Raw genomic sequence first — 16,299 nt, 5'->3', positions numbered from 1 at the left:
TTATTGTGGCACCGCCATGCAACGGCGGGGCGACAGCTTCATGTCATTTGCCGACGGTGCTTGCTGAAGCGGGGGATGATGGAGGGCTGCCGGTCGGCACCGCTGCGGAAACGAGCTGGATTTTCCCGTCGCGCCAAAAGTGATGGACGCCGAAACCGTCTTCCAGCGAACGCAGGAAGACTTCGGGCTGGCTGATCTGGAACTCGCCGCCCAGCCGCGTCGATGCAAGGTCAGGCTGCGCGACTTCGATCGCGTAGGGCAGGTAGCGATTGTATTCGGCAACGGCCTGATCCAGCCTCATGCCGTTGAACACGATCCGGCCGGCTTCCCAGGCGGTGGCATCGGCGGCGGCTTGCGGATCGAGCGGATCGATCGAGAGGCCGCCTCCGCGTGCCGTGGCCATATGACCGCTGCCCACGGTGTAGGATTTCACTTTCGCGGTGCCCGCCAACACCATCAAGCGGCCTGCGTCCGGTTCAAGCCGCAGGCTGAAACGGCCCGGGCCCAGCTCTGCCTGCATCGGTTCGCTGTGGAGCCGCAGCGCCCGGTTGCCAGCCCGGACTTCGAAGACGGCTTCCCCACGTTCCAGCCAGATCGATCGCTCGTTCCCGAAATGCCAGCCAATGCGCGAGTTGGTGTTGAGCATTGCGGCGCTGCCGTCTGGCAGCACGACGCGGCGGCGCTCGCCCACCATAGTTTCGGCGTAGGCGCGCTGGGGGAACGCCAGCCAGGTGGTAACTCCACCGGCGGCCAGTACGGCGGCAAGGCCCGCGCCGAGTGCGGAGCGGCGCGACATGGCCGATGACGGGGCGGGCAGGAACGCTGCGTCATCGGGAATATCCGCTGTCGCAGGGTGAAATGCGGATACAGGCAAAGCAGCGGGCGAAGTGGTCAACAGCGAGGGGATGCGCGGATCGGCGGTACGGCGCCAGGTTGCTGCCGCTTGTGCGAAGGCGGAAGCGTTCCGGGGATGGGCATTGCGCCAGGCTTCGAAAGCGGCCTCGTCCGCGGTGCCGCAATCAAGCGCGACCAGCCAGGCGGCCGCCTGGTCCGTCAGGTCGTCTCGCGACGGCCTCTCGTGCTGGTGTTCGTCTTGTCCGTCGCCTCGCATTGAACCGTATTCTCCGCCCCGATCTGCCCGTCACGCCCCGCAAGGCGTCTGACCAGCAATCGCAGGCCCTTTACCAAGTGTGTCTCCACTGTGGAGACTGATATGTTCATCCTTTCCGCTACCTGCGGCGGGGGCAAACCTTCGACCCTGCGCAGATAGAGTGCCTCGCGCATGCGCGGCGGCAGTTCCTGCATGGCGCAGACCACGCGGTCAAGCTCGCTGCGATCCGAGGCGACCACATCGGGCGTCGGTTGCTCGTCCGCCAGTTCGGCCCTGTGCAGCAATGCGGCGTCGTCGATCCGCACGACATCGGCCTTGCGCGCCCTTTCGATCGCCAGATTGCGGATGATGCGGATGGTGAAGGCATGGGGGTTGACGATGGCGCGCCAGTTTTCCAGCGCGAACAGCCGGGCATAGGCCTCCTGTACCAGTTCCTCGGCATCGTCGGCACTGCGAACGATGCTGGCCGCATAGCGACGGTGACGATCGCGGTGAATGAAGACGTGGTCGGCGAACCATACGTCGATGTCGCGCAGCCAGGCCATAGTTCCCCGTTTTCACTCCCTCATGCGCCCTTTGGCAGCCGGGTAGCGGGGTGATGTTACAGCCGGCTGACACTCCATCGCCTGCTTCGGCAGAAATTTTTTTCGCCTCTCGATAGCGGAAAGTCTCTCTCCCCGCGTCCTCCCGCCGAATGCCGCGAACCGCTTCGATCTTACCGGCGAAGCGGCGGGGCAGGCGCATGCATCGATGCATGTGGACTTGTGAAGACTGCATATTTTTCAGACTTTTAAGGGGCTATTCCATGCGATCGTTACTGCTGACTTCCTCTCTCATCGCCCTTGCGCTTGCCGTGCCCGCCCAGGCACAGGAAGCCGCCGCCGCGCCGGCCGAGACCGGCGATCAGGACAAGAACGGCTACAACGAGATCATCGTCACCGGCCGTGCCGGCACCGGCGAACTGACCAAGGCGCAGACGAGCTATTCCGTGACCAATATCGACGAGGAAAAGCTTCGCCTGCAGGCGCCCACCAGCGTCACCGAATCCCTGAAGTCCGTTCCCGGTTTCTGGGTCGAAGCGTCGGGCGGCGAGGCCAGCGGCAACGTGCGCGCACGCGGTGTGCCGGTTGACGGTTTCGGTTCGATCCAGCTTCTGGAAGACGGCATGCCGGTCCAGCACGATCCGGCACTGGGCTATCTGAATGCCGACCAGGCTTTCCGCCTGGATGAAACGATCGACCGGATCGAAGTGGTGCGCGGCGGCCCTTCGGCACTGTTCTATTCCAACGCCCCGGCCGGTGCCGTGAACTACATTCCGCGTCAGGCTGGCGACACCGCCGAAGGCCTTGTGAAGCTGACGGTGGGCGGAAGCAGCCTCTATCGCGCGGATTTCTGGGTCGGCACGCCGATCGGCGGCGAATGGAAACTGGCCGCAGGCGGTTTCTACCGCGCGGATGACGGCGTGCGCGATCCGGGCTTCACTGGCAATCAGGGCGGGCAAGTCCGCGCCACCCTCTCGCGCGACTGGAGCACGGGCCACTTCAGCCTGGACGTCAAGCGGATGGATGACAAGGTCATCTTCTATACCGGCATTCCCATGACTTACGACAATGATGGAGACATCGTTGCGGTCAAGGGTTTCAGCGGACACACCGGCACTGTTGCCGGTCCCGAAACCCAGCTGATCAAGATGATCCAGGGTGACGGTAGCACTTATACTTTCGACAATACCGAAGGAACCCACGTCAAGCGCACCCAGATCACCGGCAAGTTCGATTTCGAACCGGCAGACGGCTGGCGCGTCAGCGAGTCGATGCGCTACAACGATACCTGGACGCAGCGCAACGGCGTCTATCCCAACTCGATACAGAGCGCGCAGAGCCTGCTGCAGTCGGGATCGCCGCTGCTGGCAACGGTGCCGGGCGCAACCGCGCTGGGGCTGCGGTACACCACCAGTGGCGATATGTTCGACACCGCGAACCAGAATGGCAACGGCCTTGTCATCGTTGGCGGGTTGCGCGGGATCACGATGCCGGTGAAGGAATTCATGAGCGATACGCGTATCGCCCACAAGTTCGCCATGGGCGGGACGACGCACAACGTCACCTTCGGCTATTACTACGCGCATCTGGACGAGAGTTTCAGCCGCTATTCGTCGACCGCGCTGCTGGACGTGCAGGACAACGCCCGCCTGCTTGATCTTGTCGCGCTGGACAACACGGGCAAGGTGCTTTCCACGATCACGGACAACGGCATCTATCGCTACGGCTATGAGTGGGAGGATGCCCACGGCCAGCAGTCCACCAATGCGCTGTACCTGACCGACGAATGGCAGATCACCCCCGCGCTGCGTATCGATGCCGGCGTGCGGTGGGAAACGATGAACACCCGCGGTACCGTTGGGCTGAAGACGACGGCGAACCTGGGCACGTTCGCCACATCCAACATCGTTACCGGCAGCGGCGTCTACGCCAACTATAACGATACCTTCAGCCATGCCACGTGGACGGCCGGTGCGAACTACCAGTTCAACGACCGCTCCGGCGTATTCGCGCGCTATACATATGCGAACCGCCTGCCCAGCCTTGGCAACTACGTCACCAACGCCAGCGCCAAGCCCTATGTGCAGACGATGAGCCTGGGTGAGGCGGGCTTCAAGTATGCCAGCCGGCTGGTCGAATTCTACGCCACCGGCTTCTGGACGCGCTACAACGACGTCAGCTTCACCAACTACATCTTCAACCTCAACGGCTCGACGACCAGCCAGACGCTCTATGCGGATACGCAGACGTTCGGCCTTGAACTGGAAGGCACGCTGCGGCCCACTTCGTGGTTCGACATTTCCGGCACGGCAACGCTGCAGGATCCGCGCTACAAGGGGCTGACTTACACGGACAGCACCGGCGCCATCAACGATTACGACGGCAATCGCCTGATCCGCGTGCCGATTACCAGCCTGCGGATCGTGCCGGGCTTCAATCTGGTGGATGGCCGCCTGCGCCTTCAGGGATCGTGGGAGTATGAAGGCGCTCGCTATGTCGATACCGCCAATTCGGTGAAGCTGCCCGCCTATGCCACCGTCAACCTGAGCGGCAGCTTTGCGGTGAGCGATCGTCTGACGGTGTTCGCCTATGTCGACAATGTGAACAATTCGCTGGGCTTGACCGAGGGTAATCCCCGCGCGGGCGAAGTGCAGAACGGCGATGCGGGGGCCAGCGTGTTCATCGCCCGCCCGTTGCTGGGCCGCAATTTCCGCGCCTCGGTGCTCTACAAGTTCTGATGATCGTGCGAACCCTCGTTCGGTGCGCCCTGCCGCTGCTCCTCACCATGGGGACAGCGGTTCCGGCCACGGCCGCTGCCGACGATGCGCCTGCCCGCGTGGATACGGCGGTCCGTCCTTTCGCCACCTTGACCGGCACGATGACACGCGCCGATCACGAACATTATCGCGAGATACCTTTCATTCTTCCCGCTGGAGTGACGAGGCTGACGATCCGCTTCAGTTATGAAGGCAGGGAGCAGAAAGCCGCCATCGACATGGGGCTTGTCGATCCCCAGCGCCTGCGCGGATGGAGCGGTGGTGCGCGCAGCGGGATGACGCTGTCCGAAACCGACGCCACGCCGGGCTACCTTCCCGGCCTGCTTCCGGCGGGCAAGTGGCACCTGCTGTTGGGTGTGCCGAACTTGCGCGTGGACGGACATGCGCCGTGGAAGGCGGAAATCTTCGTGGAGCGCGGAGCCATCGTCACGTCCTTCGCGGACGCCCCGCTGAACGACAAGGCCGGTTGGTATCGCGGCGACTTGCACATGCACACCGGCAACAGCGACGGCAAATGCAGCGCGCAGAGCGGCCGGAAAGTGCCATGCCCGGTCTATCGTACGCTGGAGGCGGCGGCTGCGCGCGGGCTCGATTTCATTGCTGTGACCGATCACAACACCACCGCGCAATCCAACGCCTTGCGTGAACTGCAGCCGGCGTTCGACCGATTGCTGCTGGTGCCGGGGCGCGAGATCACGACGTTTTACGGCCATGCCAATGTGTTCGGCATTACCGCCCCACTCGACTGGCGAATGGATGCACCGACCTGGGCCCAGGCGCGCAAGTGGATGGAGGCGGCCAACCGCGCGGGCGGCATCGTATCGCTCAATCACGCAGGCTCTCCCAGCGGGGAGAACTGCATGGGCTGCGGCTGGCGCGTTCCGGACCTGCCAGCCGGTACGGTGGGCGCGGTGGAAGTGATCAACGGGGGGACGATGGCTGAAACCGGCCGGCCGGACAGTCCCAATCAGGGCATCGGCCTGTGGGATCGCCTGCTTGCCGCCGGGAAGCACGTTACCGGTATCGGCGGCAGCGACAATCATGATGCGCCCACGGCGGACAAGCTGCCGAACCCGGTCGGCACGCCGACAACGGTCGTCTACATGAAGGAGCTGTCAGTTCCCGGTTTTCTGGCGGGCATTCGCGCCGGCCGCGTCTTCATCGACATCGACGGAACGGGCGGACGCATGCTCGACCTTGTCGCCAGCGCGCAGGGCAGGGCAATCCACATGGGCGAGACCCTTGAGGTTCCGAAGGGCGACGAGGTCACCCTCGACCCGCAAGTGCGCGGCGTGGAGCAGGGGACTGTGGCCCTGTTGGTCGATGGCGTGGCGGTGTCCGCCCTGACGCGGGCGACGGATGGCGTCAGTGGCTCCGTGATGTGGCGCAGCGATGGTGAGCGTCACTCGATACGCGCGGAAGTCCGCGACAAGGCGGGGAAGCTGATCCTGCTCGGCAATCCCGTCTATATCGCACCGGCCCGCTGACAGGCCGTTTGCTGCCATCGGGAAACGCCGCGCCCCTAAGCGCGACGTTTCCCGTAGCGATCACGGTACGGCGATCAGGCCCGGAGCATCGGCGATGAACAGGTCCAGCACGCCATCGGCGATCTTGATCGGACCATCGAAACGGGTCGCGCCGGGGATCGACTGCACCGCTGCGGCTTCGTCCGCCTGCTTCTTCGCATCGGCGAAGAGGGACCTTGCCGTGGCGCTTCCGTCATTGGCGGCGCTCAGGCCTGCGGCTGTCAGTTGCAGGGCGCTGCCCCAGCGCTGCATGGCGTCCAACCATGGCGCTGCTTGCGCAATGAAGTTCTTGTCTGCAACGCCGGCGCGGATGGTAGCGGGCGCATTGGCGATATCGTCGGCCTGACGCGCAAGATCCTTGAGAGCCGCCTTGCGCGCATCCGCATCGCCATGGGCGAGGGTTTCCCGCACGCGATCCAGCACCGTTTTCAGTCGTGGCGATTGCGGCTGCCAGGGCTGCGTGCCGAACGTGGGCGCAAGGTGCTGTGTATCGAAGAAAGTGAGCAAGGCCGCCGTCGTGCGCGGATCGTCGGATGCGATTTCCCGCGCCGCCGCATGCCACGTCAGCTCCGCGTCGTAGGCCTTGTCGTTCCAGGCGAAGGCGGTCAGCCCCATCACCGCGACGCGGCTGGGTGCCTCCTGGTTCATTGGGTTGGCGACAATGCCGGTCAACTCGCTCGACAGGCCGGCTTCGCGCCGCGTGTAAGGCGCAAGCAGAAGCCTGCCCGTGGACTGGGCGTAGTCGTTCACCGGGTAATTGTCCCAGAGCAGCGTCTTGCGGCCGAACGCCTTGGTCGCGGCCTTGGCATCGGGGATCGAGATGGCCGGCGGCACGACGTCGGTGCCGGTCCACTGCACGATGATTCGGGGATCGAGCTTCTCGCGCAGCCCCGCCTTGTAGGGCGTTTCCTTGGCATCGTAATATTCGGTCGGCACCATGATCAGCGATGGAATGTCGTGGCCGCCGGACGCGAGATCGGCCTGAACGGCATTCAGCAGATAGGCCTGCGCGGCGGCAGCGGCCTTATCGCTGGAAGGGCCGAACTTCTCCTTGTCCGCATCGCAATTCCACTTGGTGTACTCGATGTCGTCCAGCGCCACGTAGAACGACCGCACGGACAACGCGCGAATGGCATCGAACTTGCGCAGCAGCGCTTTGAGGTCCGACGCGCTGGAATAGCAGACCGAAGGGCCGGGCGAGACGGCGTATACGAAATCGATGTGGTTGCGCTTGGCCTGATGCACCAGCGCGCCCAGCTCGCTCAGTGTCGCGGCGGGATAATCGTCGCGCCAGCGGTCGCGTGCGTAGGGATCGTCCTTGGGGCTGTAGATGTAGGTATTGGCTTTTGCGCGGCCCAGGAATGCCAGGTGTGCGTCGCGGTCCTGCATCGTCCACGGGGCGCCGTAGAAGCCCTCGATCGTGCCACGCACGGGCATGGAGGGGAAGTCGTGGATCCGCACGGCAGGGAAGCTGGCCTGCTTCGCCAGTTGGCGCAGCGTCTGCGCGGCGTGAAACAGCCCGTCCCCGTCGAAGCCAGCAAGGACGGTCAGGTTGCCGTTGCCTTCCACTGTGCTGGCGAGCGTGTAGCCCTCTTTCTCTGTGGGAAGGGCGGCCTTTGCCCGGCTTGCCGCATCGCGCAGGACCGCCGAATTTCCGGTGCCGATAACGATATAGGACTGGTCCAGCTTGGCCGGAACGCGGGTTGCGGTGCGAATTTTGGTGACACCGGCATTGGCCAGGATTTGCCGCACCAATTCGATGGTTTCGGCATCGGTCTTCGCCGATTGCACCAGCACGACCGACGTGCCGAGCGCAACCGTGCCGCCGTTGAGCTGCATCGAAGTGGGCGTGGGGAAGATGCCCGGCAGTGTCTCCGTCATGGCGCTGGCATGCGGCGCGGCAAAGGCCGCGGCGAGGAGGAGGGCCCCCTTTGCGCTCAGATTCAGACGGCGACGATACTGTTTCACCAAGGCTCTCCGGTATTCAAATGGTGTTGTATAGGTCTGGTAAATCAGGCGCATCACCACAATGCAAGCACCGTGGAAGCCTGATTTTCCGTGCTTTCGGGCGATGGCCGTCCGGTTGGCAAGTGGCGCGGCGGAAGGACGCAGGGTTCTTCCACATCGGAAGGCGTGCCGTCAGGCCCGGCGTCACGAATGAATGCCGACGTATCGGCAAATGCCGGGATCCCGTTTTCCAGGATCCCGGCACATGGCTATCAGAAGTTGACGGTTGCGCCGATTGCGAGCTGGCGGCCCAGCGAGTCGTAACGGGCGGACAGCGTGTTGCTGCGCGACAATCCGTAGTTGTACGAATTGGGAAGCAGCGGCGGCAGCTTGTCGAAGATGTTGTTCGCCGACATGCGCAGCGAGAACTGCTCGTTCACGCGGACGGTGAGGGCAAGGTCGAAGTAGTTCTGCGCGCCGATGCGGTAGAACGTCTCACGCTCGGTGCTCTCGCTCCAGCCCAGTGCCGGATCGCCCGAATTGGACACATTCGTCAGCGGGCCGACATAGCGCCAGTTGAACGACGCGTTGAACACGCGATTGTCCGTGGTGTACGTGGCGCGAAGGGTGTGGGTCCACTTGGGGATCAGCTGACCGCAAGGACCGCCGTAGTATCCCGCGCAGTTGTACTTTGCGAGGATCGGCGAATCCTGCCCGCCGGCCAGGGTCGTAAGCGAGCCGGCGAAGTCGAACGCGATGCTGCCGTAATTGCCAAGGCCAAGGTTGTACTGACCCTGGAAGTCCCAGCCGTGCGACTTGCTCTTGTAATAGTTCGTCGTGCCGCCGCGGATGTAGCCGGTGGTCGGATTGGTGCTGGGATTGCTCGACAGCGTGCCGTCCGCATTGCGCACGAACATCGAGCAGAAGAAGTCGCTGCCGGTCTGCAGACAGCCGTTCGAGAAGTAGTCGAAGTCGTTGTAACCGATCGAGTCGTTGATATCGATCAGGAAGCGGTCGACCGAGACGGTAAGGCCCGGAATGAACGACGGCTTGAGGACGACGCCGAAGGTCTTGGTATAGGCGGTTTCCGGGTCCACCGTGTAGCCACCGTGACGCACCGTGCAGCCGATGTCGGTCGGGCAGATCAGGGTCGGGCTGCCGTAGAGGTTGTCAGCCAGCCCAGTTGCCGCGCAGACTTCGCGCGACGCTGCCGGAGCGCCGTAGACGGGCACCTGCTGGCCGGTTACCGGGTCGGTCGTATAGCTGACCGTCGGTGCGCAGATGTCGTTATAGGCGGTGGTGGCACGGCCGTAGCTGATGTTGGAGCCCTGGTAGGCTTCCACCACCGTGGGCGCGCGCTGGGCGCGGTTGATGGATCCGCGGAAGGTGATGTCCCGGATCGGCGACCAGATCGCCTCGGCCTTCCAGGTGGAGAAGACGCTGGGGTTGGAACTGTACTTGGACAGTCGATAGGCGCCGTTGAACTGGAGCAGATCTGCAAAACGCTGGTGTTCGGCAATCGGAACCTGAAGTTCCACGTTACCTTCCCAGGCGTGCTGCGAAAGGTTGCTGTCCGAACCGCCGTTCTGTTCACGCCAGACGTCGTCGGCGTAGCTCTTCAGCTTATCCTCGCGGAATTCCGCGCCGAAAGCGACCGCAACGCCCTGTTCGGCCCACGGCGTCTTGATGCCGTAGGTGCCGAGGTCGCCCTGAACCGTGCCGACGACGTTGTAGAGCGTGTTGATCGTGGTGCTGGTGCCGAAGTTGCCTTCGATCAGGTAGTTGTAGAGCGCCTGCGTGTTGAGTGCCGAATTGGCGCTGAAGGCGTCAAACGGAACGCAGCCGTCGGCCGAGCCGGTGGCGCACTGAAGCTGGCCGTTGACGCTGACCACGTTGAGTGCGTTGTTGACGCGGTCATAGTCCGGCTGGCCCCAGGTGATGTCCTGGCGGTTGCGGGCATAGACGCCGCCCAGGTCGTAGTTCCATCCCTGCGCGAACTGGCCGCGCACGCCGGCTGTGGTGCGCAGGCCCTTGTTGAGATAGACGTCGTCGAGCGGCTGCGCGTTGTTGAAGCGATAGCGCAGTTCGATCGGCGCGAGCGTGGAAGTGCCCGCGTCGGCGCCGCAGACGGTCTGTGCCTGAGAGGCCGACATCAGCGGATTGTTGCAGTTCACATAGTAGGGCGAAGAACCGTCGCCATAGGCGGTGGGGCTATAGACCCGCGCCGGGTAGGGGTTCGTCGAACGGTCGCGGAACCACATCAGGCTGCCGTAGAGTTCGGCCGCGTCGGAAATCTCGAACGAGGTGAAACCGCCGGCATTCCAGCGCTTGTCCGCGCGCTGGAAGGAGTAGCCGTCATAGGGATTGGCGGCCAGGGCATCGCTATAGGGAACGAACGTGCGCGACCCGTCGGGATTGTTGACGTACTGTTCGCCGCTGGCCGCACCCGTGCGGGGCGAGACGTAGCCATAGGGCGTGTAGGTCGAAACGGTACAGCCGAGCGGACCGTCCTTGACGGATTCGGTGAGCTGGCAGCCGGAGGTTTCGCGCGACGAGTAGGGGACCAGCGCGGCTTCGCGATAGTTGACGTAACCGCTGATGTGGAAGCGGTTATCGAACAGCTTCTTACCGAACGTCAGCGAGATGTCGGTGCGGCCACCGTCGGCAGTGGTGCCGCTGGCGGGCTGCTGGAAGCCGTACTGGCTGGTAACGTCCGAAACCAGCGTGCGCTTGTTGTTGTGAAGATAGAAGTTGTAGTTGCCGTTGATCTGGACGCCTTCGAAATCGTCATCCATGACGAAGTTCACCACGCCGGCGACCGCGTCCGAACCGTAGACGGCGGAGGCGCCGCCGGTCAGTACGTCCACGCGCTTGATCAGCGAGGTGGGGATCATGTTGGCATCGACACCGTTCATGGTGCCCACGCGCTTGCCGTCGATCAGGGTCAGCGTGCGTTCGAAGCCGAGGTTGCGCAGCTTGATGCGCTGGCGACCGTCGGAATCCTGGTAGTTCTGCTGGCTGTCCGGCGCGATCTGCGGGATGCGGTTGAGAACTTCCTCGATATTCACGGCGGCCTGCGCGCGGATCGCGTCATTGGTGACGGACGTGATCGGCGCGGCCGCAGTGGCGTTCGGGCGGTTGATGCGCGAACCCGTGACGATGATGGAACCGGCGGAACCGCCGCTTGCGCCATCGGTGGCAGCGTCGTCAGGCGCATTGTCCTGCGCCAGGGCGGGGGCGGCGAGACCGGAGATGCAGGTTGTCGCCAACAGTAACTTTGTAATCTTCCTCATTCGTTGACCCATCTTCTTCCCTGAAATTGATACGATTTTTACTTGACGCAATCGTCCTTGCTTCCGTTTCCGGCAAAGGTACGAAATTGGTATGATGCGGTCAGGCGCGGCGGAGGCTGTCCGCTGGGTGGACGACCGTTCGCCCCGTCGCGTCGGTGACGGCGTAAGTGAAGCCAGGCTGTATCGCGAAAGCGCCTACCCGGCCGTTCTTGTCGATGGCGATGAAGGCGACTTGTGCGTCTTTCACCGCGTCACCCCGCAGACTGACGATATGTTCCACCGCTTCGCGGCACGCCGCCATGGGGGACAGCCCCATGCGCATCGAGCTGACCACGCGTGCGGATCCGGCAATGCGGGTCACTTCCTCACCCACGCCCGTTGCCGAAGCGGCGCCCACGCCCGGTTCGACCAGCAGTCCGCAGCCGGCCTGGGGTGAATCGCCCACTCGTCCACGTAACTTGAAGGCCATGCCGGACGTCGTGCAGGCACCGGCGAGGCGCCCTTCGGGGCTGCGGGCAAGAATGCCGATGGTGTCGTGGTCGAGCGCGGAACCGCGTTGGTTCTCGATATTGGCGACCGGCTTGTATTCCGCCGTTTTAAGCCATTCACGCCATGCCGCCTCGGCCTCCGGCGTCAGCAGGTTCTGGGCCGTGAAGCCTTGCTCCCGCGCGAACTGGGCTGCCCCTTCGCCGACCAGCATCGTGTGGGGCGTGCGTTCCATGACCCGCCGCGCCACGGAAATGGCGTGGACATAGCCCTCAAGTGCAGCAACCGCGCCGGCGTGGCCGCGATCGTCCATGATGATCGCGTCAAGCGTGACATGACCGTCCCGATCGGGATAGCCGCCCAGGCCTACCGAATGGTTGGTGACATCGGCTTCCGGCACGCGAGCACCGGCTTCCACGGCATCGACAAGCGTGCCGCCGCCTTTCCAGCTGTTGTAGGCTGCTGCGTTGGCCGCGGCGCCGAAGTCCCATGTCGAGACGACGAGTGCGGCATTGCCGGTGCTTCCGGTAGTGCCTTTAACGGCGGGCGCAGCCCGCGCGGTAGCGGCAGTGACCGATCCGGCCAAGGCAAGTCCCAAGGTATCGCGACGCGAAATTCCCATGCCCATTTTCCCCTGTCGACAAGTCCTCGTCCGTTTCCGTACGTGGACCGGCTTGCCGTTTCCCAAAGCCTGTCTTGCAACAAAGCTGTCATAGGCGCCGAATCAATTCAATACCAAAATTTACTTTTGGATATGTTTTGGCGACATTTTCTGTCTCTTTGTCGCTTATTGGTATCATTTATCCGGGTAATGGCTGTTGCGGGCGATCCTTCCCTCCATACGGGAAGGGAAGGATTTCAGCCATTCCTGCCTATTGTGTCAGCCCCGGCGCGGTGGGCGGTTGCGCGAATCGCGTCCGAACGAAAGGTCTGCCGTGGTCTGCATGTGGAAGGTCAGCCTTCCGCCCTGCATGATCTCTTCGTGGCTGATCCAGCACCTTCCGTGCGCCTTGCCATTCCATTCCACGCGGCCATAGTACGGCCGGTCCGAACGGTTGCCTGGCGCACTGACGATGAGTTCGCGGCCGCTGCCCAGTTTCACGCGCGCTTCTTCGAACAGCGGGCTGCCGAAGATGTAGATGCCGCTGACCGGATCCACGGGATAGAACCCAAGGGCGGACAGCACGTACCAGGCGCTCATCTGCCCGCAATCGTCGTTGCCGATCACGCCGGAAGGATGCGCGCGGTACATCATTGCGAGCAGGCGGCGCACCATGCCTTGCGTTTTCCAGTGCGCGCCGGTCCAGGCGTAGAGATAGGCCACGTGATGCGAGGGCTCGTTCCCGTGCGCATACTGGCCGACCATGCCGCTGATGTCTGGCGGCGCGTTCTTCGGCAGCACGGATGGCGCATTGAAAAACGCATCCAGCTTGGCTTCGAGCGCGGCGGGCCCGCCCATCGCTTCGGCCAGGCCGTGAACGTCGTGCTGGTTGAGGAAAGTCGCCTGCCAGCCGTTGCTCTCCGTAAAATCCCGCCACTTTGCGGAATGGCCGAGTTCCACGGGATCGTAAGGCTCTGCCCAGCTTCCGTCGTCAAGGCGCGGGCGGGCGTGGCCGGTCGCGGTGTCGAACACGTTCTTCCAGTTGCCCGAACGCTTCTCCAGCCGCTTGGCATCGTCCAAAGCGCCGGCAGCACGCGCAATCCGAGCGCCGGCATAGTCGTCGTAGGCGTATTCGAGCGTGCGGCTGACGCTTTCGAACACCTTGTCCGCCGGGACGTATCCCTTGGCATCGTACAGCGGAATGCCCAGTGCATTGTCCTGCGCCGGTGTCGCGAAGTCGAACGCGCGCTTGCGAATGCCGGGCCAGGCGGCGGCGTAATCGCCGGGAATGCCCTTCGCCATGGCTTCGGCCAGCACCGGCACGGAGTGCCAGCCGATCATGCATCCGGTTTCCACGCCCTGCAGCGGCCAGACTGGCGGCCCGTAGGGACTCTGCTGGGTCTGGCGGATAAGGTCGCCCACGAACCGTTCCACCTGCGCGGGGCGGAGCAACGTGTGCAAGGGGTGGACGGCGCGATAGGTGTCCCAGAGCGAATAGGCGCTGTAGGCGGCCTGTCCGGCCTCGAGCTGGTGAACGGCGCGGTCCAGCCCCATCGTGCGGCCGTCTACGTCGGAAAACAGCGTTGGGCCGATAAGGGTGTGATAGAGCGCCGTTGCCATGATCGTATGCTGGTCGGCAGTGCCGCCGCGCACGGTAATCTGGTCCAGCTCCTGACCCCAGGCCCGGCTTGCGGCCTGCCGGTACGCGTCGAAATCGAAATGCGTGGCCTCGGCCGCAAGGTTTGCCCTGGCGCCGGCGATATCGACTGCCGAAATCCCGGTGCGCACGACGATCGGCGCAGTGCCGGCATCGTCGAAATGGATGGCGGCCTTCACCCGGCGGCCCTTGACCTGCCGGGCGGTGGCGTCTTGCGGCGCATCTCCATCGCCGAAGAACTCGACCCGGCTTGGCGGGCGGGAGAACTGCATGGCGAAGTAGATGTGCCGCCCCTTGGCCCAGCGGAAGACGCGCCGCTGCCCGGTGAGCGTGCCGTTTGCTTCCAGCGTGAGTGCAGCGTCGTCGATCAGCGGATGGGCGTCCGAGGAATCCAGGACGAGGTGCGACAGGTCGATCAGCAGGTGGCCGCCGCTCTGCCCACCGTCTCCGCCGGCCGGATACGTGTGCCGCTGGATGCCGGTGCGCAGCGTGGCGGTAAGTTCGCTGGCGACGCCGTTTTCCAGTTGGACCCGATAATAGCCCGGCTCTGCCGCCTCATTGCTGTAGCGCAGGCGGTATCCTTCGTCCGGCCGGTCAAGCGGACCGGGCTGAAGCCGTACTTCGCCCCGGCAGGGCTGTACCAGCACGTCCAGCATGTCGCCGATGCCGGTGCCGGAAAGATGGGTGTGCGAGAAGCCCAGCATCGAGGCATCGCCATGATGGTAGCCCGAGCAGGTATCCCACCGCGCCGTGTCCGTATCGGGACTGAGCTGGACCATGCCGAAGGGCAGGGTGGCGCCGGGGAAAGTGTGACCGTCACCACCGGTGCCGATAAAGGGATCGGTCTTTTCAGGGCCTTCGGAATTGAGCGTTTCGGCTGCCATCGTTCGCGTCGTGGCGGCCGAACCGGCGGCGGCCAGCAGCGCAAGGCGGCAGGAGCCGGCCATGAGACGGCGGCGGCTGAAAGCTGTCATGGTAATTCCTTAAAAGGACGGCGCCTGCCGGGACGGTCGAAACCTTACGGCAGGCGCCGGCCCGTGTGCATGCAGATCTCGGAGGAGGAGGGGGAGACCTGCTCGCTTTGCACGGGACTTAGAAGCTGGTTTAGGCGGGGCCCATGGACGGATTTTGCGCGCTGGCCTTTCCGGTGACGACAATTGCCCGCGCACGTTCCATCATGGTTTTCCTCGATACCCCGTGGGCATCGTCCGATCATTGCTGAAAGGCGAGGCCGCTACGTTTCCTTATAGCAATGCCAATACCATTCCAATGTGCGAAGTCAATGTTATCAAAATAGATCCTTTCCAGAGCCGAAATTTTCTCGTCAGCCTCATTGGTGGCTGAAATCCGTTATTTTTGAGAATATGTCAGCGATGTCAGCGTGTATGTGGTTCTATCCAATTTTTGGAATTGGATCGTATCATGGGCCAAAGTATGTCCAATTTCCCGCTGCCCGAATCGGCGCGCGAGGGCCTGACAGGGCAGTTTGTGGAGGGGTGCAGTGCTGGAAGTCTGTGTCGAGGATGCCGGGGGAATCGCCGCTGCCGTAATGGGTAGGGGTGACCGGGTGGAGCTTTGCAGCGCACTGGCGCTGGGTGGCTTGACGCCGCCCCGGTCGTTGGTTCGGGTCGCGGCCGAAGCGCCGATCGCCGTGCATATGTTGTGCCGCCCGCGCGAGGGCGATTTCGCCTATGACGCGCAGGAAGTGGCGCAAGTTCGGGATGACATCGATCTTGCTGCTGAAATGGGGCTGGCGGGGATCGTGATCGGCGCGGGCAGTGCTGCGGGCCTTGACTTGCCGGTCCTGCGCGAATGGCTCGATCATGCCCGGCGTGCCGGCCTTGCGCGCGGTGCGCCGCTGTCGGTGACACTGCACCGTGTCTTCGACTTGCTGGATGACATGGAGAGTGGGCTGGAGCAGGCCGTGGCGATGGGGTTCGACCGCATCCTGACTTCGGGCGGAGCCGTGCGGGCCGCCGATGGTGCGGAGCGGTTGGCGCAGCTTTGCAGGCAGGCGGCGGGGCGCATCGTGATCCTGGCCGGATCGGGGGTCTCGGCCGAAACGATTCCGGTGCTGGCGGCGGCCGGTATCAGGGAGTTTCACGGCTCTTGCCGGACTGCGGGAACCGCGCCTGCAGGCGGTTCGCGCCTTGAGCAACTGGGCTTCCAGAAGGGGGCGCGGATGGTGACGGATGCCCGCGAGGTGGCAAGGGTCAAGGCCGCGATCGCGGCGGTGACCTGAACGGCACCTAACGACACCTAAAGCTGCCGGAGCAGTGCGCGAACGGTACCGATCCCGCGCTTGCGCAAGTGCGGGCGTCGGGAAAAATCGGTACCGCTGTGCAAAACCAATTGCGCG

The 16,299-nt window shown here is 63.7% G+C and carries 9 protein-coding genes; 3 read left to right on the top strand and 6 right to left on the bottom strand.

Annotation, left to right across the window (positions count from 1 at the left end; translation table 11 throughout):
* Window positions 1–43: 43 nt before the first annotated feature.
* The gene (locus WBP07_RS32400; protein ID WP_395397362.1) at window positions 44–1,111 is read right to left on the bottom strand and encodes a FecR family protein; all 1,068 of its coding nucleotides are present in this window, start codon (window positions 1,109–1,111) and stop codon (window positions 44–46) included.
* Window positions 1,054–1,656, bottom strand: coding sequence for an RNA polymerase sigma factor (locus tag WBP07_RS32395; protein WP_395397361.1), 603 nt, complete (start codon window positions 1,654–1,656; stop codon window positions 1,054–1,056). Before WBP07_RS32395 ends, WBP07_RS32400 begins: the two co-directional genes overlap by 58 nt.
* Before the next feature lie 260 nt (window positions 1,657–1,916).
* Between WBP07_RS32395 and WBP07_RS32390 the strand changes: the two genes are divergently transcribed.
* The gene (locus WBP07_RS32390; RefSeq protein ID WP_395397360.1) at window positions 1,917–4,391 is read left to right on the top strand and encodes a TonB-dependent receptor; all 2,475 of its coding nucleotides are present in this window, start codon (window positions 1,917–1,919) and stop codon (window positions 4,389–4,391) included.
* A complete protein-coding gene (locus WBP07_RS32385) occupies window positions 4,391–5,917 on the top strand; it encodes a CehA/McbA family metallohydrolase (protein ID WP_395397359.1) in 1,527 nt (508 codons plus the stop codon). The genes WBP07_RS32390 and WBP07_RS32385 overlap by 1 nt, the downstream gene beginning before the upstream one ends.
* Window positions 5,918–5,977: 60 nt before the next feature.
* On the opposite strand, the gene WBP07_RS32380 is transcribed toward WBP07_RS32385, so the two are convergent.
* The 4 genes from WBP07_RS32380 to WBP07_RS32365 all read right to left on the bottom strand — a co-directional run bounded on the left by WBP07_RS32380 (window position 5,978) and on the right by WBP07_RS32365 (window position 14,914).
* Window positions 5,978–7,837 (bottom strand): beta-N-acetylglucosaminidase domain-containing protein, encoded by a 1,860-nt coding sequence (locus WBP07_RS32380; protein ID WP_395397358.1) that lies wholly within the window; start codon window positions 7,835–7,837, stop codon window positions 5,978–5,980.
* Between the two features lie 338 nt (window positions 7,838–8,175).
* A complete protein-coding gene (locus WBP07_RS32375) occupies window positions 8,176–11,196 on the bottom strand; it encodes a TonB-dependent receptor domain-containing protein (protein WP_395397357.1) in 3,021 nt (1,006 codons plus the stop codon).
* A gap of 100 nt (window positions 11,197–11,296) precedes the next feature.
* Complete coding sequence (locus tag WBP07_RS32370) at window positions 11,297–12,304, bottom strand: N(4)-(beta-N-acetylglucosaminyl)-L-asparaginase (protein ID WP_395397356.1); 1,008 nt, start codon at window positions 12,302–12,304, stop codon at window positions 11,297–11,299.
* Window positions 12,305–12,562: 258 nt separating this feature from the next.
* On the bottom strand, window positions 12,563–14,914 hold the full coding sequence (locus WBP07_RS32365; protein WP_395397355.1) for a GH92 family glycosyl hydrolase: 2,352 nt from the start codon (window positions 14,912–14,914) through the stop codon (window positions 12,563–12,565).
* A gap of 527 nt (window positions 14,915–15,441) precedes the next feature.
* On the opposite strand from WBP07_RS32365, the gene WBP07_RS32360 reads away from it, so the two are divergent.
* On the top strand, window positions 15,442–16,182 hold the full coding sequence (locus WBP07_RS32360) for a copper homeostasis protein CutC (protein ID WP_395397354.1): 741 nt from the start codon (window positions 15,442–15,444) through the stop codon (window positions 16,180–16,182).
* Window positions 16,183–16,299 lie beyond the last annotated feature (117 nt).

Source organism: Novosphingobium oxfordense (assembly GCF_044029435.1).
GTDB lineage: Bacteria > Pseudomonadota > Alphaproteobacteria > Sphingomonadales > Sphingomonadaceae > Novosphingobium.
This window is presented reverse-complemented; position numbering and strand designations above follow the sequence as displayed.

Excerpts from the sequence above, each read along its gene's own strand:
- WBP07_RS32370 (WP_395397356.1), bottom strand. The coding sequence starts at position 12,304 with ATGGGAATTTCGCGTCGCGATACCTTGGGACTTGCCTTGGCCGGATCG.
- WBP07_RS32400 (WP_395397362.1), bottom strand. The coding sequence starts at position 1,111 with ATGCGAGGCGACGGACAAGACGAACACCAGCACGAGAGGCCGTCGCGA.
- WBP07_RS32390 (WP_395397360.1), top strand. The coding sequence starts at position 1,917 with ATGCGATCGTTACTGCTGACTTCCTCTCTCATCGCCCTTGCGCTTGCC.
- WBP07_RS32395 (WP_395397361.1), bottom strand. The coding sequence starts at position 1,656 with ATGGCCTGGCTGCGCGACATCGACGTATGGTTCGCCGACCACGTCTTC.
- WBP07_RS32380 (WP_395397358.1), bottom strand. The coding sequence starts at position 7,837 with ATGACGGAGACACTGCCGGGCATCTTCCCCACGCCCACTTCGATGCAG.
- WBP07_RS32365 (WP_395397355.1), bottom strand. The coding sequence starts at position 14,914 with ATGACAGCTTTCAGCCGCCGCCGTCTCATGGCCGGCTCCTGCCGCCTT.
- WBP07_RS32385 (WP_395397359.1), top strand. The coding sequence starts at position 4,391 with ATGATCGTGCGAACCCTCGTTCGGTGCGCCCTGCCGCTGCTCCTCACC.
- WBP07_RS32375 (WP_395397357.1), bottom strand. The coding sequence starts at position 11,196 with ATGAGGAAGATTACAAAGTTACTGTTGGCGACAACCTGCATCTCCGGT.